This is a genomic window from bacterium (assembly GCA_019637795.1).
Lineage (GTDB): Bacteria > Desulfobacterota > Binatia > HRBIN30 > CADEER01 > JAHBUY01.
The window spans coordinates 1,122,433-1,142,950 of sequence record JAHBUY010000001.1 but is presented as its reverse complement, the minus strand read 5'-3'; the positions used below and the strand labels follow the sequence as shown (position 1 = coordinate 1,142,950).

Sequence of the window (20,518 nt, the reverse complement as noted above, 5' to 3'; positions counted from 1 at the left end):
CATGCGACGTCCGCGCGGAGTGAAGAGCATCGAGACCAGGCACCACGAGGAACGCGACGCGTTCTTCCGCGGTCTGCGCAACCTCGACCGCCGGTCGTTTCTCAGGGTGTCCGCCGCCGCCGCCGCCGCGGCCGCCGCGGCCGGCGTCCGCCACCATTTCCACTCGTTCATGCCGATCGACGTCGCCCTGGCGGCCGAGGGCGAGCCGTTCCGCATCGCCTACGTTTCCGACTCGCACCTCTACGAGCAGAAGGTGAACGACCGCTTCGTCCGCCAACTGCTGCGCGCCGTCGACGACGTCAACCGGCTCGATCCGCAGCCCGACTTCGTCCTCTTCGGCGGCGACCTCGCCCAGCTCGGCGCCAGGGGCGAGCTCGACCTCGGCGCCCAGATTCTCAAGAACGTCAAGGCGCCGGTGCACATGATGGTCGGCGAGCACGACTGGTTCCTCGACATGGGCGAGCACTGGCAGCAGCTCTTCGGCCAGCCCACCTACTCGTTCGACCACAAGGGTGTGCACTTCGTGGTGCTGAACAGCATCCACGAGAAGGACTTCTGGACCGAGCGCAAGCTGACGCCGGAACAGCGCATGCACATCGTCGCCGGCCTCGACAACGCCATCCAGGGCCGCTTCATGGTCGGCGACGAGCAGCGCGAGTGGCTGAAGAACGACCTCGCCGCGCTCAACCCGCGCACGCCGGTGATCGTCTTCTCGCACTCGCCGCTCTACAAGTACTACGAGCCCTGGAACTTCTGGACCGACGACGCCGACGAGGTGCAGGCGATCCTGAAGACCATGGATCACGTCACCGTGATCCACGGCCACACCCATCAGCTCCTCACCAACCGCATCGACAACATCTACTTCCACGGCCTGCTGTCGACGGCGTGGCCGTGGCCGTACGCGCCGCAGGGGCTGCCGCCGCTCACCGTGCAGATGAACCGGCCGGATCCGTTCGATCCCAACGATGGGCTGGGGACCGGCTCGATCTCCGTGCACCCGGACGGCATGGTCGACAAGCTCTACAACCTGTGGAACCGCGATCCGGTGCAGGTGACGAGCGCCTACCTGACGTCGAACGGCGCGAGCGCCGTTCCCGCCAAGCCGAATCTGGTCAGCTACTGAGGACGGAGGAGCAGATGCGCGCTATTCCCGCAGTGGTCGCCGGCGCTGCCGCGCTGGCCATCGCCGTCGTCGCGCTCCAGCCGCAGGCGCGGGGCGGCGAGCCGATCGAAGTGAAGCTGTGCGACAACCACACCACCACCACCGTCGCCGCCGACGCGCCGAAGACCCGCGCCACGGGTCAGGCGGTCGCCGACGCGCTGATGGCGCAGTGGCGCGAGGCCAACCCGGACAGCAACTGGGTGGCGGAGGAGCAGGCGGCCCACGCCGTCGTCGAGCCGGCCGACAACAGCGGGCTCATCGGTCAGGGGCAGGGAGCCACCTACGGCCGGATCACCGCCGAGGACGTGCTGGTCTGGAAGAACGAGACCTACAAGCTGGCGGCCGAGGGCTCGCTGATCTTCCACAGCGGCGACCGCCTGAAGAGTCAGATCGCGGTGTCCTGCGACATGTGCCATCCGCACGCCGCCAACACGCATCCCGAGACCTACCCGAAGTTCCAGCCGCAGCTCGGCCGCGTCGCGCTCCTCCGCGACATGATCAACTGGTGCATCGAGCATCCCGTGCGCGGGCAGGTTCTGGCCCCCGACTCGCCCGAGATGCGCGCCCTGGAGGCCTTCATCATCGCCCAGCGCAAGGGCACGCCGCTCGACTACGGCAAGCGGTGAGGCCGCACGCGGCGCCGCGCCGCCGCCTGGCAACCGGCTCGGTCATGGGTTAGTCGGGCGACGTGAGCGGGGAGGAAGAGGCGACCGACGAGGCGCTGCTCGCGGCGGCGCGGCGCGGCGATCGTCCGGCGCTCGAGGCGCTGCTCGGCCGCTATCAGGCCCGCATCTACCGCTACGGCCTGCGCATGTGCGGCGATGCCGAGGATGCCAAGGACGTGCTGCAGGAGACGATGCTGGCGCTGGCGCGGCGGGTCGGCTCCCTGCAGGCCGCGGCCGCCCTGCCCACCTGGCTCTACACCGTGGCGCGCAGCTTCTGCATCAAGCGCCGCCGCGGCGCCGCGGCGCGGCGCACCGGCGCGCTCGACGAGATCGCCGCTGGCGGCGCCGAGATCGCCGCGCCCGGGTTGGGGCCCGAGGATCGGGTCGCCGGGCGGCAGATCGAAGCCATCCTGGCGGCGGCGATCGCCGACCTCAACGCGGCGCAGCGTGACGTGCTGGTGCTGCGCGACATCGAAGGGTTGAGCGCCCCGCAGGTGGCGGCGGTGCTCGGCATCGAGGTCGAGGCGGTGAAGAGCCGGCTGCACCGCGCGCGCGTCGCCCTGCGCAACCGCCTCGCTCCGGTGTTGCGGCTGCCGCCGTCGGCGCCGCCGGCGGCCGGGTGTCCGGACGTGCTGACCCTGTGGTCGCGACACCGCGAGGGCGAGATCACGGCCGATCTGTGCGCCCGCATGGAAGCGCATCTGGCGCGCTGCCCGCGCTGCGCCGCCGCCTGCGATTCACTCCGACGCACCCTGGCCTTGTGCCAGAGCGCCCCCACGCCGGCCGTGCCGGATGCCGTCCAGCGGGCGCTGCGCGAACAGGTGGAGCGCCTGCGATAGCGGCTGCCCGTCCCGCATACGCGCGACGAGAAATCGACGACGGGGCGCGCACTTGCTCCCTGGCGAACCGTTTCCCGTTGCGCCTGGCTCTTTGCCTGCGAAGGGAGAGATCGATGACCACCGAACGCAGGGTTCGCCTCCTCGCCGGCAGCCTGGTCGCCCTCAGCCTGCTGTTGGGCTATTTCGTCGCGCCGGCCTGGCTGCTCCTGGCGGCTTTCGTCGCCTTCAATCTGATCCAGTCCGCGTTCACCGGGTTCTGCCCGGCCGAGAAGTTCCTGGGAGGACGGCAGCGTGATGTCGGATCGTGTGGTAGCGGCCCCAGTTGAGCGCGTCGCGAGCGTCGCCGCCGCGACGTTGGGCTTCCTGCTCGCCGCCGCCGTCGCGGCGGCACAGCCGTTGAGCATCGAGGAGGCGGTGGGTCTCGCGTTGCGCGACAACCCCGACGCGCGCGCCGCCGCCGAGCGCATCGGCGAGGCGGAGGCGCGGCTCGGCGAAGCGACCGCCGCCTTCTACCCGCGCGTCGACGGCCGCATCGTCTTCGCGCGCACGGACAACCCGGCGCAGGCGTTCGGGATGATCCTCAACCAGCGCAAGTTCAGCTTCGACCTCGACTTCAACAACCCCGGACCGACCCAGAACGTGCGCCCGGAGATCGTCGGCGCCTTTCCGATCTTTCGCGGCGGACAGGATTATTTCCGCCGCCAGGCCGCGGCGCTCGGCGTCGAGGCCGCGAAGCTGGAGCGGTTGGCGGTGCGCAACGGGCTCACCGAGGCGGTGATCGATGCCTTCTACGCGCTGGTCGCGGCGCCCCAACTCGCGGAATCGGCCGGCGCGTCGGTGCGCGCGGTGGGCGCCGCGCTCGACCACGCCCGCACCGGCTTCGACGCCGGCACGGTGTTGAAGTCGGACGTGTTGTCGCTGGAGACCCGGCTCGCCGAGTCGCGCGAGCAGCAACTCCGCGCCAGTAACGCGATCGAGCTCGCGCGGACGGGATTGCGCACCCTGCTCGGCCAGCCGGCGGGGCGATCGCTGGAGATCGCCCCGCCGCCGCGCGACGCTGCCCCGGCGTTGCCGGATACGCTGGAGGCGGCCCTGGCGCGCGCCACCGCGGCGCGCCCCGAGCTCGCCGCCGCGGGGCGCCAGGTGGCGATGCGCGAGCGCGAGCTCGAAGCCGAGCGCGCCGCCTATCTTCCGACCATCGACATCGTCGGCGGCTACGGCAACGACTCGGCCGACTTCCAGCTCTCGCACAACACCGACAGTTGGCTGGTGGGCGCGACCGCCGAGCTGAACGTGTTCAGCGGCTTCCGCATCCGCGAGCGGGTGCGCGCCGCCGAGCACGAGCTGGCGTCGGCGCGCGAGGTCGAACGCCGCACCCGGTTGGACATCGAACGCGAGGCGCAGAATGCCTTCCTGTCCTACGGCGAGGCGCGCCAGCGCGACGATGTCAGCCAGGCCGGCCTGGCCGCCGCCGACGCGGCGCTGCGTCTGGTCGAGGAGCAGTACCGCGCCGGCACCGTGACCGTCACCCGCTACCTCGAGGCCGAGGCGGCCCGCAGCGCGGCGCGGTCGCGCGCCATCGTCGCCCGCTACGACGTCCGCCGCGCCGAGGCCGCGCTGCAGAAAGCCATCGGCGCCTGGGCCGATGACGAGGGACTCACGCCATGACCCCATCCGCCGGATTCCGCCGTCTGCCGCGCACGGCAATCGCCGCCGGCGCGGCGGTGCTCGGTCTCGTGGTCCTCCTGCTCTACCTGCAGGGCAGCCTCGGCGGTCACGCGGCGGCGCCGCGGCAACCGCCCCCGGCGGCCGACGGCGGGGCGGCGGGGTCGACCGCCACGGTCGAGGAGCGCGAGATTCCCGACCTCGTCGACTGGCCGGGCACGGTGACGGCGCGCGTGAGCGCCGACGTGGCGCCGACGGTGATGGCGCGCGTCCTCGAGGTGCGGGTGCAGGCCGGCAGCGCGGTGCGCAAAGGCGACGTCATCGCCACGCTCGACGCGCGCGATCTCACGGCGCGCCGTCAGCAGGCGGAGGCGGCGCTGGCCGCCGCGACCGCGCTCGCGCGCCAGGCCGACGCCGACCTCGGCCGGGCGCGGCAGTTGTTCGCCAAACAGGCCTTCACCCGCCAGGACCTCGACGCCGCCGAGGCGCGCGCGGCGACGGCGCAGGCGCAGGCCGCGCAGGCGCGTGACGCACTGGCCGAGGCGCGCGTGCGCCTGGGCGAGACGGAGGTGCGGGCGCCGTTCGACGGGGTCGTCGTCGCGCGCCTTCTCGATCCCGGCGACACCGCCGGCCCCGGCGCGCCGGTGGCGCTGGTGCAGGATCCATCGACGCTGCGCCTCGAGGCCGACGTCGCGGAGCACTGCGCCGCGTCCCTCGCCGTCGGCGACGCGCTGCCGGTGCGGGTCGGCTCGCCGCCCCTCGATCTGGTCGCGCGGATCGACGAGCTGGCGCCGGTGGCCGACCCGACCAGCCGCACCCGCCACGTCAAGGCGCTGCTGCCCGCCGATGCCGCGCTCCGTCCGGGCGCCTTCGCCAGCCTGCGCCTCGCCTGCGGCGCGCACGCGGCGCTGCTGGTGCCGGCGTCGGCGGTGCGACGCGCCGGCCAGCTCGAGACGGTGCGGGTGCTGATCGACGGCGTGCCGCTGGTGCGCAGCGTGCGCACCGGCAAGGCGTTCGACAGCCAGGTCGAGGTGCTCTCCGGCCTGCGCGCCGGCGACGTCGTGGTGGTCGAGCCATGACCGCGCGCAGCGCCGCGGCGTCTCGGCCCTGAGAGGTTCGGGTCATGACCGACACCACCGCCCGTCCGGAGCGCGGTTGGACAGCGCGCATCGTCGAGATCTTCATCACCTCGAAGCTCTCGATTCTCTTCCTGCTCGCGTCGTTCGCCGCCGGCGCCGTGGCGCTGCTGGCGACGCCGCGCGAGGAGGAGCCGCAGATCGTCGTGCCGTTCGCCGACGTCATCGTCGAGATGCCGGGCGCGAGCGCGGCCGAGGTCGAGAACCTGGTGGCGACGCCGCTGGAGGCGAAGCTGTGGGAGATCGACGGCGTCGAGTACGTCTACTCGATGGCGCGCCCGGGGCAGGCCGTGGTGACCGTGCGCTTCTTCGTCGGCGAGGACCGCGAGCGCAGCCTGGTCAAGGTCTGGAACAAGGTGATGTCGAACCAGGACGCCATTCCGCAGGGCGTCACCCGCTGGATCGTCAAGCCGGTGGAAATCGACGACGTGCCGATCGTCCTCTTCACGCTCTCGTCGTCCAATCCCACGTACGATGGCGGGGCGCTGCGGCGGATCGCCGACGAGGTGCTCGACAAGCTCGGCCGCGTGCCCAACACCGGCCGCCGCTCGGTGGTCGGCGGCGAGCCGCGCCGGGTGACGGTGTACGCGGACCCGGCGCGGATGACGGCGCGCGACGTCACCCTGCTCGAGGTCGTGCAGGCGCTCGAGGCGGCCAACGTCAACCTCCAGGCCGGCCGTTTCGAGCGCGGCGACGCCGACATCGCCCTCGAAGCGGGTCCGTTCCTGCGCTCGGTCGACGAGGTCGGCGCCGCCCTGGTCGCCAGGCCCGGCGGCCGTCCGGTGTACGTGCGCGACGTGGCGCGGGTCGTCGACGGCCCGGCCGAGGCGGAGAGCTACACGCGCATCGGCTTCGGTCCCGCGGCGGCGGCGGCGCGCCGGATCGGCGACCGGGCGGCCGCCGCCGGCGAGGAACGCCCCGCCGTGACCATCGCCGTGGCCAAGCGCAAGGGGACCAACGCCGTGCGCGTCGCCGAGGAGGTGGTCGCGGCGGTCGCCGGGCTGCGCGGCAGCGTGATTCCCGACGAGGTGGACGTCAACATCACGCGCGACTACGGCGAGACCGCGAACCACAAGGTGAACGAGCTGGTGAAACACCTGCTCATCGCCATCGCCACGATCATCGTCCTCCTGGCGTTCGCCCTCGGCCCGCGCGAGGCGTTCATCGTCGCCATCGCGGTGCCGATGACGCTGGCGATCACGCTGCTCCTCGATCTGCTGTTCGGGTACACGATCAACCGCGTCACGCTGTTCGCGTTGATCCTCTCGCTCGGCCTGCTGGTCGACGACCCGATCGTCGACGTCGAGAACATCTTCCGACACTTCCGCCTGCGCCGCGAGCCGCCGCTGGAGGCGACCCTCACCGCCGTCGACGAGGTGCGGCCGCCGACCATCCTCGCCACCTTCACCGTCATCGTCTCGTTCCTGCCGATGTTCTTCATCACCGGCATGATGGGGCCGTACATGGCGCCGATGGCGTTCAACGTCCCGGTGGCGATGCTGATGTCCCTGATCGTCGCCTTCACCGTGACGCCGTGGGCCAGCTATCACCTGCTCCGGCACGAATACGACGCCGGCGGCCACGAGCCCTTCGATCTCGCCCGCACGCGCGTCTATCGCTGGTACCGCGCGGCGCTGCTGCCGCTGCTGCGCGACCGCCGGCGCGCCGCGCTCTTCCTCGGCGCGGTCGCGGTGGCGTTCGTCGTCTCGGCGCTGCTCGCGGTCACCCGCGCCGTGCCGCTCAAGATGCTGCCCTTCGACAACAAGAACGAGCTGGCGCTGATCATCGACATGCCGGCCGGCGCGACGCTCGAGGCGACCGATGCGGTGGCGCGCGACCTCGGCCGCTATCTCGCCGGCGTCCCCGAGGTGACCGACTACGAGAGCTTCGTCGGCGTCGCGGCGCCGATGGATTTCAACGGCATGGTCCGCCACTACTATCTGCGCCGCGGCGGCAACGTCGGCGAAGTGCGGGTGAACCTGCTGCCGAAGGAGGCGCGGGTGGAGCAATCGCACGCGATCGCCCTCCGCCTGCGCCCCGACATCGAACGCATCGCCGCCGCCCACGGCGCCAACGTCAAGATCGCCGAGGCGCCGCCCGGACCGCCGGTGATCTCGACCGTGGTCGCCGAGGTGTACGGTCCGCTCGACGCGCCCTACGACCAGCTCATCGCCGTCTCGCGGCGGGTGCGCGAGGCGCTGGCGGCCGTGCCCGGGGTGGTCGACGTCGACGACTTCTCGCAGGCCGCGCATCCGCTCGTCCGCTACCGGCTCGATCGCGAGAAGGCGGGGCTGAGCGGCATCACCGTCGCCGGGGCGGCGCAGACGTTGGCAACCGCCGTCGGCGGCGGCGTCGCCGGTCGCCTGCACGCGCCGCAGGAGCGCCTGCCGGTCGAGATCGACGTCCGCCTGCCGCGCGCCGCGCGCAGCAGCGCCGCCGACCTGCTCGCCGTGCGGGTGAAATCGGACGCCGGGGCGCTGGTGCCCTTGGGCGAGATCGGCAGCGCCGTGGCCGAGGAGGCGGACCAGGTCATCTACCACAAGAACCTGCGGCCGGTGACCTTCGTCATCGCCGAGATGGCGGGGCGCAGCCCGGTGGAAGCCGTCCTGGCGATGTTCGACTGGGAGCGCGCGCACCCGCTGCCGGCCGGCTATACCATGGACCTCGCCGGCGAGGGCGAGTGGAAGATCACCGTCGACGTCTTCCGCGACCTCGGCCTGGCCTTCGCCGCCGCGCTGGCGATGATCTACGTGCTGCTGGTGGCGCAGACCGGCTCGCTCGGCATGCCGCTGGTGATCATGATCGCCATTCCGCTGACGTTGATCGGCATCATGCCGGGCTTCTGGCTGCTGAATGCGCTGTTCACGTCGCCGGTCGGTGCCTACGCCAACCCGGTGTTCTTCACCGCGACCGGCATGATCGGGATGATCGCGCTCGCCGGCATCGTCGTCCGCAACTCGATCATCCTCATCGATTTCATCGAGCACATCCGCGCCCGCGACCCGGCGCTGCCGCTCGACGCGGCGATCATCGAGGCTGGGGCCACCCGGTTGCGCCCGATCGCGCTCACCGCCGCCGCCGCGATGTTCGGATCGATCGTCATCACCCTCGATCCGATCTTCTCCGGGCTCGCCTGGAGCTTCATCTTCGGCATCTTCGCCTCGACGGCCTTCACGCTGCTGGTCGTGCCGGTCGTCTACCATCTCATCTACCGGCGCCGGCTCCCGGCGTGACCGGCGGCGGTAGATGGGAGACCGCAGGCGCGGCGCGGCGGCGCGCCGGTCGACCGGGCGCGACCAGGGCGAGCGCGAGCGCCCGGCCGTCGCCGCCACCCTGGCCTGGGCGTTCGGCCTGGCGACGCTCGTTCACCTCGTCTGCGTCGCGTGCGGATTCTACGGCGTGAGCTGGGACGAGGCCGGCCGCGTGCTCGACGCCGCCCGCTGGCGCGCCGACCCTCGGCTCCTCGAGGCCACCACCTGGCTGCCGCTGCACCGCATCGTCATCGGCTCCGCGCTCGCCATCCACCCCGATCTCTTCGTCACGCCGCGGGTGGTGACGTTCCTCTGCGGTCTCGGCGTCCTGGCGGCGCTCACCTGGCTGGCCGCCGAGCTGTTCCACGACCCGCGGATCACGCGCACCACCGCCCTGCTCGGCGCGCTCTTCACCCCGCGCGTCGTGCTCGCGCTGACGCCGCTGACCTCGACCATGTTCAGCGCCATCGTCCTCGCCGCCATGGCGGCGCTGGCGCGATGGCTGGCGCGGCCGACGCGCCGCTGGCTGATGCTGGCGGCGCTCGCGTTCGCGCTCTCGACCACCATCCGCTTCGAGGGCTGGATGTTCGCGGCCGCCTTCGGGATCGCGGTGCTCGCCGCGTGGTGGACCGATCGGCGGCGCGTCGGGCTCGCGGAGCTGCTCGCGGTCGGCGTCATCGTCTCCGCCTTTCCGCTCTTCTGGGTCGGCCTGCATCTCGCCACGGACGGCGCGGAGGGCCTGTTCGCGGGCGCCGGCACGCAATACGCGGCGTGGGGAACGGTGCTGCGGAAGAGCCCGCTCGCCGAGCTCCTGATCGTCAACGCGGCGACCCTCAACCTGATCGGCGTCGTCGCCGCCGTGACGCGGGCGCGCGCGACGGCGCGCGCCCGGGCCATTCTCTTCGTAGCCATGATGCCCCTGGCGTTCACCACCGCGGCGTTGCTCGTCGGCCGGCGGGCACAGAGCGGCCCGGCGTGGCGGATGGTCGACGTGTGGAGCCTGCTGCTCCTGCCGTTCACCGCCGACCTGATCGTCGGCGTGCGCGAGCGCTGGCCGCGCGCCGCTCGTCCGGTCAACCTCGTCGCCGTCGGTGGACTGTGCCTGCTCTATCTGTTCGGGACCTGCTGGGTCGGCTACCAGTCGCGCTGGGCGGTTCCCGCGGTCGAGCGCGCGCTGGGCGGCGACCTGAACCGACTCCTCGCGTCCCAGCCGGCGGGCACGCGGGTGCTGATCGACACGTCGCGATACTCGTACCTGAACGTGCTCGTGTCGTCGCAGCGGCCGCAGGCGTTCATCGCCAACGCGACCCCGGAGCGCCTGGACGACCCGGCGGCGGTGCTCGCCGCCGACCGGCCGTTGCCGCTCGCGGACCTGCAGGCGCGCGACATTCGCTTCGTCGCCGTGCGCGCCCCGACGCTGCGCGAGCGCGTGGCGCGCACGCCGGCGCTCCGGCACGTCGGCGACTACGGCGACTGGTCGCTGTACGCGCTGCCGTGAGAGGGGCCAAGGCCGCCTCCGCATTCGCCGGTGTTGAAGCTCAGTGATTTTGTCCGCCTAACTGCTCAGTGAAAATGTCCGCCCCTCCGCGGCAAAGAAGGAGGGATGGAGAGGATGAGCAAGCGGCAATGGAAGCGGCTGGACGCCGTGGAGCGGATCGAGCGAGGGGCGCTGACGGTGGGAGAAGCGGCGGAGGTGCTGGGACTGTCGAAGCGGCAGGTGCGACGGCTGCGGCGGGCGGTGGGGCGGCGTGGGGCGAAAGGAGTGCAGCACGGGAACACGGGGCGGGCGCCGAAGCACCGCTTGGGGGAAGCGGTGCGGGAGCAGATCCTGGAGCTGCGGCGCAAGAAGTACGACGGGTTCAACGACCAGCACTTCACCGAGAAGCTGGGGGACGTGGAAGGGGTCAAGGTCTCTCGGGCCAGCGTGCAGCGGCTGCTGCGCGCGGCGGGCATCGGGCCGCCGCGCCGGCGGCGCGCCCCGAAACACCGCCGGCGCAGAGACCGCAAACCGCAGGCGGGGTTGATGATCCTCTGGGACGGCAGCCGACACGAGTGGCTCGAGGGGCGCGGGCCGATGCTGTGCCTGATGGGAGCGATCGATGACGCGACCGGCGAGCTGCTGCCTGGGGCGTCGTTCGTGGAGCAGGAGTGCGCGGCAGGGTACCTGCGGGTGCTGCGAGCGATCGCGGAGGCGAAAGGACTTCCGTACAGCGCCTACATGGATCGGCACGGGAGCCTGAAGCGCAACGACGCGCACTGGACGCTGGAAGAGGAGTTACGCGGGGTCCAAGACCCGACGCAGGTGGGCCGGGCGCTCGCGGCCTTGGAGATTGAGGTGATCTACGCGCTGTCGCCGCAGGCGAAGGGCCGAGTGGAGCGGCTGTGGGGCACGCTGCAGGATCGGTTGGTCTCCGAGCTCCGGTTGGTGGGGGCCACGACCGTGGAGGAGGCCAATGCCGTGCTGGAGGCCTTTCGGGCGGAGCACAACCAGCGGTTTGCCATTCCCCCGGCCGAGGCCACCCCGGCGTGGCGGCCGGTGCGACGGGGGACCGATCTGAGCCGGATCTGCAGCTTCCAGTACGAGGCGACCGTGCTGAACGACAACACCGTGCGGATCGGCGGCCTGGTCCTCGACATCCCGCCCGGCCCGCGCAAGCGCAGCTATGCGGGGACGCGCGTCGAGGTGCGCCAGCTCCTCGACGGCAGCTGGCGCGTCTACGGCGGCGACACGGTGATCGCCACGGCCGCCGCCACCTCGCCCGGCGCCCTCCGCACGCTCAAGCGCCGGCGGCGGCGGCCGCCGAGCGCCGCCTCGGTGGGGAAAACTCCAGTCGCCCTGCGGGCTCCTTCCGTTTCCCCCACCGACATGATCCCGTCACCACCACGATGAACCCCGGGGGGACGGAATCACTGAGCAGTTGAGGGCGGACAGAATCACTGAGCAGCGACAGCCTCCGCATTCGCCGGTTGACTCTCGGCGCTGGGACGGGGCAGATAGATCAGAGCGCATCGCGCCCCGCTATCCATTTCGTAACACCCTTTCCAAGCAATCGGAATGAGTGCTCCCCTCAACGTGCTCCTCGTCGAGGATTCCGCCGACGACGCGGAATTCATCCTGCGCGCGCTCCGCCGCGGCGGCTACGAGCCCGATTGGCAGCGGGTGGAGACGGCGGCCGATCTCGCGGCGGCGCTGGCGGCGCGGCGGTGGGACGTCGTCCTCTGCGACTACGTCATGCCGCGCTTCAGCGGGCCGGCGGCGCTGCGCCAGACGCAGGCGTTCGACCCGGACCTGCCGGTGATTCTGGTGTCGGGCGAGGTCAGCCAGTCGGCGGCGGTCGAGGCGATGCGCGCCGGGGCGCGCGACTACGTGATGAAGGGCGATCTGTTGCGCCTCGCCCCGGTGGTCGAGCGCGAGATCGCCGAGGCGCAGCGGCGCCGGCGCGACCAGGAGGCCACGGCGGAGAGCGAGGTGCGCCTGCGCGAGCTCGTGGGCGATCTCGACGGCGTGCTCTGGGAAGCCGATCCGGCGACGCTGCGGTTCCTCTTCGTCAGCGAGCGCGCCGAATCCTTGCTGGGCTATCCGCTGGCGGAGTGGCGGGCGTCGCCGACCTTCTGGGCCGACCGCCTCCACCCCGACGATCTCGCGTCGGCGATCGCGGCGGTGCGGCAGGTGGCCGATGGCGGCGGCGAGCGTCAGCTCGAGCACCGCCTGATTGCCGCCGACGGCCGCCCCGTCTGGGTGCGCCACTCGCTGCGCGCGGTCCGTCACGCCGCCGGGCACGTGACGCGGCTGCGCGGTCTGACCATCGACATCACGGCCCGGCGCGCGGCGGAAGTGGCGATGCGACGTCGGCTCGATGGCGAGCGCCAGGTCGCGGCGGTGCTGATGCAACTCGCGGCCGCGCTGCCGGAAGAGGTCGACGCCTGCATCGTCACCGCCCTGCGCACCATCGCGACGCTGGCGCGGGCGCGTCGCGGCTACGTCTTCCTGGTCACCGAGACGGGCAACGAGGCGCGGTTGCGCCACGCGTGGACCGCCGACGGCGAGCAGGGCTTCGGCGAGTGCCTGACGCGCGCCGCCGCGGCGCCGTGGTGGTGGGCCTCGCTGCGCGCCGCGCGCCCCATCGTCCTCGGCCGCGACGACCTGCCGCCGGAAGCGGGCGCCGAGCGCGCGATGCTGGAGCGCCACGGCGTCGACGCCATCGCGGCCGTGCCGCTCAGCGATGGCGGGACGATGCGGGGCTTCCTCGGCCTCAGCGCCGAAGGGGAGATGTACCTGGCCGCCGACGATCTGATCGCCATGCTGCGCGTCGTCGGCGAGGTCATCCTCAGCGCCATCGATCGCGCCGGCGCCGCGCTGGCGCTGCGCGAGTCCGAGCGGCGCTATCGCGACCTGATCGAGAATCTCAGCGAGGTGATCTACACCGCCGACACCGCGGGCCGCATCACGTACATCAGCCCCAACGTCGAGCTGTACAGCGGGTATCGGCCGGAGGAGGTCGTCGGGCGTCCGATCACGGACTTCATCCATCCGGACGACCGGGCGGCGCTGCTCGCCAACTATCGACGCGGGCTGGCGGGCGCCCCCGAGCCGGGTGAGTTCCGCGTTCTGCGCCGCTCGGGAGACGTCCGCTGGGTGCGCAGCTCGCGGCGGCCGATCCATCGCGATGGGGTGGTGGTCGGAATGCAGGCGACGTTGATCGACGTGACCGACCTCAAGCGTGGCGCCGAGGAGCGCCAGTTGCTCGAGCTGCTGACCGCGCAGGTGCCGGTCGGCATCGCCCTGACCGATGCCGCGGGGCAGGTCACCGGCCTCAATCCCGTGGCGCTCGCGATCCTCGGCTCTCCGTCCGAGGAAGCCTCGCGCGCGCTCAACGTGCTCGACCTGCCGGCGCTGCGCGACGCCGGCGTCGATCATCTCTTTCGCGCGGCGCTCGAGCGCGGCGAGCGGGGCGCGAAGGAGGCGCGCTATCGCTCGCATTGGGGAAGGGAGACCTGTGTCAGTCTGCAGGTGGCGCCGTTGTTCGACGGCGAGCGGGTGCGCGGCTGCGTCGCGGTCATCGAGGACGCCACGGCGCGCATCGAGGCGGAAGAGCGGCTGCGCGAGAGCGAGCAGCGGTTGCGTGCGCTGATCGACGGCATGGGGCCGTCGATCCTGGTGGGGTTGTCGACGCCCGACGGGCGGATGCTGGAGGCCAACCGCTCGGCACTCGAGCTGACGGGATTGCGCATCGAGCAGGTGCGCGGGCTCCACATCGCCGACGTGCCGGCCTTCGCGCATTCGGAGGCGATGCGATCCCAATTGCGCGCCAGCATCGAGCGCGCCGCGGCGGGTCTGACATCGCGCTTCGAGGGATCGGTCAGCGGCCATCCGAGCGGCGAGCGCGTGATCCAGTTCCACGTCCAGCCGCTGCGCGACGCCGACGGCGAGGTGGCCTACATCATCGGCACCGGCGTCGACGTCACCGACCGCGTCGGCGATCGCTCCTGATCCGGGGCCGGCGCCCCGGTTGGCGCGTCAGCGAGCCAGGCGGATGCCGCTGAACTGCCAGCGGGCGTCGGGGGGGAAGAAGTTGCGGTAGGTGGCGCGGACGTGATCGGCGGGGGTGGCGCACGAGCCGCCGCGCAGCACCAACTGGTTGCACATGAATTTGCCATTGTACTCGCCGAGGGTGCCGGCGAGCGGGCGAAAGCCGGGATAGGGGGCGTAGGCGCTGCGCGTCCATTCCCAGACGTCGCCGTAGAGCTGGGCGATGTCGCTGCCGTTGGCGCCGACCGGCGTCGGATGCAGGCGGCCGCTGTCGAGCAGGTTGCCGTGCACCGGCCGCCCCGCCGCGGCGGTCTCCCACTCGACCTCGGTGGGCAGGCGCGCCCCGGCCCAGGTGGCGAAGGCGTCGGCCTCGTAGAAGCTGACGTGGCAGACCGGGGCCAGCGGATCGACCCGCCGCCGGCCGCCGAGCGTGAGCTCGTGCCACTCGCCGTCGCGCTGCTCCCAGTAGAGCGGCGCCTCCCAGCCGCGCGCCTGCCGCGCCGACCAGCCGTCGGCGAGCCACAGCTCCGGCCGCCGGTAGCCGCCGTCGGCGATGAACGCGGCGTACTCGCCGCTGGTGGTCAGGCGCGTCGCCAGCTCGAACGGTTCGAGCAGCACGGCGTGGCGGGGACGCTCGTTGTCGAAGGCGAAGCCGTCGGACGCGGCGCCGATCTCGCGCACGCCCCCGTCCACCGCACGCCATCCGAACGGCCGCGCCGCCGCCGTCGACGCCGGCGGCGGTGGCGCGGCATACGCCGGCGCCAGCGGATTGGCGCCGAAGAGGTGCTTGACGTCGGTGAGCAGCAGCTCCTGGTGCTGTTGCTCGTGGTGCAGGCCGATCTCGAGCACCGGCGTCAGCGCCACGACGGTCGCGTCATCGCCGGCCAGCCAGTCGAGGAGGGCGCGGTCGACGTGGGCGCGATAGGCGAGCACCTCGTCGAGTGACGGTCGCGTGAGCAGGCCGCGTTGCGGCCGCGGGTGCTGCTCGCCGACGCCCTGGTAGTAGGAGTTGAACAGCACCCGGAAGGTGGGGTGGAACGGCTGGTAGGCGGAACGCCCCGGTTCGAGGAGGAAGGTCTCGAAGAACCAGGTGGTGTGGGCCAGGTGCCACTTCACCGGGCTGGCGTCGGGCATCGACTGCGCCTGGCAGTCCTCCGGCGTCAGCGGAGCGCGCAGGCGCTCGGTTTCGCCGCGCACCGCCCGGTAGCGCGCCGCGAGCTCGACGGTCGTCGGCATGCGGCGGACTGTATCACGCGCGGCGAGGGCGGGAATCCGGCGGCGGGCGATCGGTCAGCCGCGCGGGTAGGTGTCGACGGCCTGCAGGTAGCCGTTCAGGTACACGCCGGAGCCGGCGATCTGGATCACCTGGCCGGTGTCGATGGAGATCAGCAGGCGGAGGCCGGTCGGCGCGAGGGCGCGCAGGATGGGATCGGGCAGGTCGACGATCAGCGCTTCGATCACCGGGAAGCAGTTGGGGATGCAGGGGTCCGGGGTGCGGGTGACGGTGAAGCGCAGCGGCGTGCCGTCGTCGAGGGTGACCGCCTTGTAGCGGTCGTGGCCCTCGATGAAGTTCGACTGGAACAGGAGGTAGTGCTGCATGCGGCCCGAGGGCAGGTCGAGGACGCCGAAGAGGTAGCCGTAGCGGATCTGCTCCACGTCTCCGAGCTTGATGCCGAGCTCCTTGCCGGCGGCGCTGAGGTCGATGATCTGCGTCGACTGGATGGGCGGCGCCTGGAAGAAGACCTGGTTGCCGCGTGGCGTGATGTGCACCTGCCGCGCCACGTCGGCGACGGTGATCGCGTTCGGATCGATCGGCACGCCGCCGAGGGTCGTCTGCAGCGGCGGCGTGCGCGGCCCGCAGGCGGCGAGGCACGCCAGGGCGATCAGCCAACGACAGCGCATGGGGGCTCGTCTCACGTCGCGCCGGGCGCGGCAAGTGCGCCCGCCGTCGGGGTGGAGTACGGAGAAGGCGTGGCGAGCCCGCTGGCGACCTGGACCGCGACCCTGGTAGCGCTCACCGCCATGGCGCGTCCCGCCGATCGCCTCGTCTTCTTCCCCAGCCGCGAGCTCGACGGCGGAACCCCCGCGGTCTACGGTCTCGCCTACGAAGACGTGGCGCTGACCGCCGCCGACGGCGTCGCCCTCCACGCCTGGTGGGTGCCGGCGCCGGCGCCGCGCCGCAGCGTCCTCTTCCTGCACGGCAACGCCGGCAACATCAGCCATCGCCTCGACAAATTGGCGGTGCTGAACGGGCTCGACGCCTCCGTGCTGCTGCTCGACTATCGCGGCTACGGCCGCAGCGCCGGCGCGCCCGACGAGGCCGGCACCTATCGTGACGCCGATGCCGCCTACGCCTGGATGCGGGGCCGCGGCATCGCGGCGGACGAGATCGTCGTCTACGGCGAATCGCTCGGCGGGCCGATCGCCGCCGATCTCGCGTCGCGCCAGCCGATCGGCGGCCTGGTGCTCGAGAGCGCGCCGAGCAGCGTCCTCGGGGTCGCGCAGCACCACTATCCGCTGCTGCCGGTGCGCTGGTTCCTGTCGGTGCGCTACGACGCCCTGGCGCGCCTGCCCGCCGTCCGCGCCCCGGTGCTGATCATGCACAGCCCGCGCGACGAGATCGTGCCCTTCGCGATGGCCGAGGCGCTGTACGCCGCGGCGCCGGGGCGCAAGCGGCTGGTGCGTCTCGACGGCGGCCACAACGACGCCTTCGTCGTCGCGGCGGAGGTGTACCAGGCGGCGCTGCGCGAGTTCCTGCTCGGGCGCTGAGCCGCGCTCGGGGCGATCGCGTCCCTCTTCAGGCCGGCGTCAGGCGGTCTTTGATGAGCTGCATCACGCTCGTGTAGACCTGCTCGCCGCCCTCGTCGCGGACGATGAAGAACGGGGCGACGTCGACGCCGTGCCTGCTGGCGAGCTGCACGCCGGGGCTGCTGGCGTCGCCCTCCTTGGCCACCACCACCTCGTCGATGCGGTCCCACACCTTGCGCGCCATCAGGGTGTCCATGGCCTGCTCGCATTTGCGGCACGGCCGCCCGTCGCGCAGCTCCTTCTTCACCATCGTGATGTGCATGGCGCCCTTTGTAACGGCGCCGGGGCGCTTTCTCCAGCCGCCGGCGACGGGCGGGCGGGGAGGCCGGCGGCGACTGCCGCAACCCCCCGTGCGCGCCGTCCCGACCGTGGTTATTCTGGGCGCCCCATGATCGGAGGTTCGATGCGTTCCCGTCTTCGTCTGGTCGCCGATCGCGACGCCGCCGACGCGCCGGTGGCTGGCCCGCAGGAGCAGCCGGCGGCGCGGCCGCGGGCGAACGACGACGCCGACTTGCTCGATGCCTACTCGCGCGCCGTCACCCGGGTGGCGGAGGTCGTCAGCCCGTCGGTGGTGAACATCGAGGTGCGCCACGCGCAGCGCCGCGCCGACGCCGGCAGCGGCTCGGGCTTCGTGGTCACGCCCGACGGCTTCATCGTCACCAACAGCCACGTCGTCCACGGCGCCGCCGAGATCGCGGTCACCCTGTCGGACGGCCGCCGGCTGCAGGCGGAGCTCACCGGCGACGATCCCGGCACCGACCTGGCGGTGGTGCGGGTGCACGGCGAGGTCGGACCGCCGGTGCGCTTCGGCGACTCGCAGCGCATTCGCGTCGGCCAGTTGGCGATCGCGATCGGCAACCCCTACGGCTTCCAGTGCACGGTGACCGCCGGCGTCGTCAGCGCCCTCGGCCGCTCGTTGCGCGGCGCCGGCGGCCGGCTGATCGACGACGTCGTGCAGACCGACGCGGCGCTCAACCCCGGCAACTCGGGCGGCCCGCTGGTCGACTCGCGCGGCGCGGTGATCGGGGTCAACACCGCGATCATCCGCCCCGCCCAGGGGCTGTGCTTCGCCATCGCCTCGCGCACCGCCGAGTTCGTCGCCGGCCGTCTGATCCGCGACGGCCGCATCCGCCGCGGCTGGATCGGCGTCGCCGGCCAGAACGTGCCGGTGCAGCGCCGCGTCGTGCGCTTCCACGGCCTCGGCGCCGAGAGCGGCGTGCGCGTCGCCGCGATCGAGCCGGGCAGCCCGGCGGCGCGCGCCGGCTTGCGCGAGGGGGACGTCATCGTCCGTTTCAACGACGCGGTCGTCGGTGGCATCGACGATCTGCAGCGGCTGCTCACCGAGGAGCACGTCGGGGCCCGTGCGCGGGTGGCCGCGCTGCGCGGCACCGAGTGTCTGACCCTTGACGTCGAGCCGCGGGAGGCGCCGGCACCGCGATGAAGCGCGACGCGCAAGGGCCGGCGTCCCCTCGGTGGCGATCGCCGCGCATCTGTGGATAGATGCCCGGCGACATGGATGCACCGACACAGACCGCTCGCGTCACCCTGGCCCGCAATCCGTACCTGGCGCTGCTGCAGACCTGCGACTGCGAGGGCTCCGACCGCCTGACGGGAGCCGCCCTGTGGTGGATGGCGGTTCGCCCGTGCGTCTTCCCGATGAGCATCATGGCGGTGCTGATCGGCGTCCTGCTGGCGGTGCCGGCGGGGCCGTTCGGGGCGCGCGAGGCGGCGCTGTCGCTGCTGGTGGTCATCGGCTCGATCGCCGCGCACGCCGGCAACAACCTGCTCAACGACTACATCGACGTCCACGACGGCATCGACAAGGAAGGGTACTTCCGCACCGAGTACGCGCCGCACCCGATCCTCTCCGGCCAGCTCACCGCCAACCAGGTGCTGCTCGGCGCCGCCGTGGTGCACGCCGTCGATGCGCTCATCCTGGCGATCCTGGTGTGGGCGGCCGGCTGGGGCGTCGCCTGGTTCGCGCTCGCCGGCCTGTTCCTCTCCATCGCCTACGTGATGCCGCCGTTCTCGTTCAAGAAGCGCGGGCTCGGCGAGCTGACCGCGGCCGTCGTCTGGGGTCCGCTGATGATCGTCGGCGCCTACTACGCGCTGCGCGGCGGCGCGCCGCCGTCGGCGTGGCTGCTGTCGCTGCCGTACGGCATCCTGGTCGGCGCGGTGCTGGTCGGCAAGCACCTCGACAAGCTGCCGCAGGATGGCCCGAAGGGCGTCGGCACGCTGCCGGTGCGGATCGGCGCCGAGCGCTCGAAGCAGCTCGTGGTGCTGCTCGCGCACCTGTTCCTGATCTCGCTGGCGGCGCTGGTGATCAGCGGCGCCACCGGCCCCTGGGTCCTGCTCGCCCTGCTGGCGCTGCCGCGCCTGCGGCTGCTGCACGTCGTCTACGCCAACGAGCGTCCGGCGCAGCCGCCGGCCGGCTATCCGGTGTGGCCGCTGTGGTACGTCGCCTTCGCGATGACCTTCATCCGCACCGCCGGCGGCTGGTTCGTGCTCGGCCTGCTGCTGAATCAGGTTCTCTGACCGCTCACCGGCGAGCGGCCGGCGCGCGGCGTCATCGCCGCGCTACTCCTCCGGCGTCGTCAGCAGCGCCGCCGTGAAGGCGAGGAAGCCGTCGAGATGCGCGGTGACGATCGCCCGCACGACGTCGAGATCCAGCCGCCGGTAGTCGTGGATGGCCACATTGCGGAAGCCCACCATCCGCATGAGGCGGTCGGCGAGCGGCGGCGACAGCACGCCGGCCTCTTGCAGGACGCGGAAGGCGTCGCGCGTCTCCTGGGGGATGCCGAGCCGGCGACGCCGCACGGCGTGCATGGCCACGTCGATCGCCGCCTCGCAGGCGCGCTGGAGGTTCAGGATGATGGAGTCCTGACGGGTGATGTTGTCGGTCAGGTTGCGCGGATCGCCGCCGTACTCCTCGCGCACGCGCGCGATGCAGCGTTCGATGATGGCGGCCTTGTTGAGGACGATGTCATCCGCCATGCACGCGTCCCTCGCGACGGATCTGTTCGAGAATCTCCCGGCGCTCTTCGTTGAGGCGCGCGTAGGCCGAGTACGTGAGGTCCTCGAAGCGCTCCTGCGCCGCCGCGTCGAGCGCCGCCAGGAGGACGCCGGTCGAGACGACCTGCATGCGCATGACCGTCGAGGCGCGGCCCAGGTCGACCAGGTCCACGTCGCGCCCCATGCGGGCCGCCAAGCGCTCCTGCGTCGCGAACCGCTCCATCGCGTCCACTGGCGCGGTGGCGAGGAAGGCGATGTCCACGTCGCTGTCGGCACGCGTCTGGCCGCCGGCGGTGGAGCCGAAGCGATAGACGGCGATCAGCCCCGGGATCGCGTCGCGCAGGAAGGCGGCGATCTGCGCGTCGGTCAGCATCGACCGCACGGCACTCCGCGCACGCGGGGGGACAATGCGCGGGGACGGTCGGCCGACGGTCGCGGTGGGCCCCT

General features: G+C 72.2%; 18 protein-coding genes. 13 read left to right on the top strand and 5 right to left on the bottom strand.

Translation table 11 applies throughout. The annotated features are described in order from the left end of the window. Position 1 precedes the first annotated feature (1 nt). From KF840_04845 to KF840_04800, 10 genes are all read left to right on the top strand, one after another. The gene (locus KF840_04845; protein ID MBX3024221.1) at positions 2–1,126 is read left to right on the top strand and encodes a metallophosphoesterase; all 1,125 of its coding nucleotides are present in this window, start codon (positions 2–4) and stop codon (positions 1,124–1,126) included. A 446-nt stretch (positions 1,127–1,572) separates the two neighbouring features. After that, positions 1,573–1,791, top strand: coding sequence for a hypothetical protein (locus KF840_04840; GenBank protein ID MBX3024220.1), 219 nt, complete (start codon positions 1,573–1,575; stop codon positions 1,789–1,791). Positions 1,792–1,853: 62 nt separating this feature from the next. After that, positions 1,854–2,669 carry a sigma-70 family RNA polymerase sigma factor gene (locus KF840_04835; protein MBX3024219.1) on the top strand — a complete coding sequence of 272 codons (816 nt, stop codon included), beginning with the start codon at positions 1,854–1,856 and terminating at the stop codon, positions 2,667–2,669. A 113-nt stretch (positions 2,670–2,782) separates the two neighbouring features. After that, on the top strand, positions 2,783–2,995 hold the full coding sequence (locus tag KF840_04830; GenBank protein MBX3024218.1) for a DUF2892 domain-containing protein: 213 nt from the start codon (positions 2,783–2,785) through the stop codon (positions 2,993–2,995). After that, on the top strand, positions 2,961–4,337 hold the full coding sequence (locus KF840_04825) for a TolC family protein (GenBank protein MBX3024217.1): 1,377 nt from the start codon (positions 2,961–2,963) through the stop codon (positions 4,335–4,337). Before KF840_04830 ends, KF840_04825 begins: the two co-directional genes overlap by 35 nt. Continuing rightward, entirely contained in the window at positions 4,334–5,413 is a 1,080-nt protein-coding gene (locus KF840_04820) for an efflux RND transporter periplasmic adaptor subunit (GenBank protein MBX3024216.1), read from the top strand. The genes KF840_04825 and KF840_04820 overlap by 4 nt, the downstream gene beginning before the upstream one ends. Positions 5,414–5,457: 44 nt before the next feature. Beyond that, positions 5,458–8,703 (top strand): efflux RND transporter permease subunit, encoded by a 3,246-nt coding sequence (locus KF840_04815; GenBank protein ID MBX3024215.1) that lies wholly within the window; start codon positions 5,458–5,460, stop codon positions 8,701–8,703. 13 nt (positions 8,704–8,716) lie between these two features. Further along, entirely contained in the window at positions 8,717–10,219 is a 1,503-nt protein-coding gene (locus KF840_04810; protein MBX3024214.1) for a hypothetical protein, read from the top strand. Positions 10,220–10,333: 114 nt separating this feature from the next. Then, positions 10,334–11,611, top strand: a complete 1,278-nt coding sequence (locus KF840_04805) for an ISNCY family transposase (protein ID MBX3024213.1) — start codon at positions 10,334–10,336, stop codon at positions 11,609–11,611. Positions 11,612–11,776: 165 nt separating this feature from the next. Next, positions 11,777–14,212, top strand: a complete 2,436-nt coding sequence (locus KF840_04800) for a PAS domain S-box protein (GenBank protein MBX3024212.1) — start codon at positions 11,777–11,779, stop codon at positions 14,210–14,212. 27 nt (positions 14,213–14,239) lie between these two features. Here KF840_04800 and egtB read toward each other — a convergent pair whose 3' ends face one another. Next, positions 14,240–15,487, bottom strand: coding sequence for an ergothioneine biosynthesis protein EgtB (gene egtB / locus KF840_04795; GenBank protein MBX3024211.1), 1,248 nt, complete (start codon positions 15,485–15,487; stop codon positions 14,240–14,242). Between the two features lie 54 nt (positions 15,488–15,541). Continuing rightward, the gene (locus tag KF840_04790) at positions 15,542–16,153 is read right to left on the bottom strand and encodes a hypothetical protein (GenBank protein MBX3024210.1); all 612 of its coding nucleotides are present in this window, start codon (positions 16,151–16,153) and stop codon (positions 15,542–15,544) included. A gap of 69 nt (positions 16,154–16,222) precedes the next feature. Between KF840_04790 and KF840_04785 the strand changes: the two genes are divergently transcribed. Continuing rightward, positions 16,223–17,020, top strand: a complete 798-nt coding sequence (locus tag KF840_04785) for an alpha/beta hydrolase (GenBank protein ID MBX3024209.1) — start codon at positions 16,223–16,225, stop codon at positions 17,018–17,020. A gap of 28 nt (positions 17,021–17,048) precedes the next feature. Here KF840_04785 and KF840_04780 read toward each other — a convergent pair whose 3' ends face one another. Next, a complete protein-coding gene (locus KF840_04780; protein MBX3024208.1) occupies positions 17,049–17,321 on the bottom strand; it encodes a hypothetical protein in 273 nt (90 codons plus the stop codon). A 141-nt stretch (positions 17,322–17,462) separates the two neighbouring features. Between KF840_04780 and KF840_04775 the strand changes: the two genes are divergently transcribed. Both KF840_04775 and KF840_04770 read left to right on the top strand, forming a co-directional pair. After that, positions 17,463–18,500, top strand: a complete 1,038-nt coding sequence (locus KF840_04775) for a trypsin-like peptidase domain-containing protein (protein ID MBX3024207.1) — start codon at positions 17,463–17,465, stop codon at positions 18,498–18,500. A 71-nt stretch (positions 18,501–18,571) separates the two neighbouring features. Continuing rightward, positions 18,572–19,594 (top strand): prenyltransferase, encoded by a 1,023-nt coding sequence (locus KF840_04770; GenBank protein ID MBX3024206.1) that lies wholly within the window; start codon positions 18,572–18,574, stop codon positions 19,592–19,594. A gap of 42 nt (positions 19,595–19,636) precedes the next feature. Here KF840_04770 and KF840_04765 read toward each other — a convergent pair whose 3' ends face one another. Together KF840_04765 and KF840_04760 are read right to left on the bottom strand one after the other, a co-directional pair. Beyond that, positions 19,637–20,053, bottom strand: a complete 417-nt coding sequence (locus KF840_04765) for a DUF86 domain-containing protein (protein MBX3024205.1) — start codon at positions 20,051–20,053, stop codon at positions 19,637–19,639. Beyond that, on the bottom strand, positions 20,043–20,453 hold the full coding sequence (locus KF840_04760) for a nucleotidyltransferase domain-containing protein (protein MBX3024204.1): 411 nt from the start codon (positions 20,451–20,453) through the stop codon (positions 20,043–20,045). The genes KF840_04765 and KF840_04760 overlap by 11 nt, the downstream gene beginning before the upstream one ends. Positions 20,454–20,518: the final 65 nt, after the last annotated feature.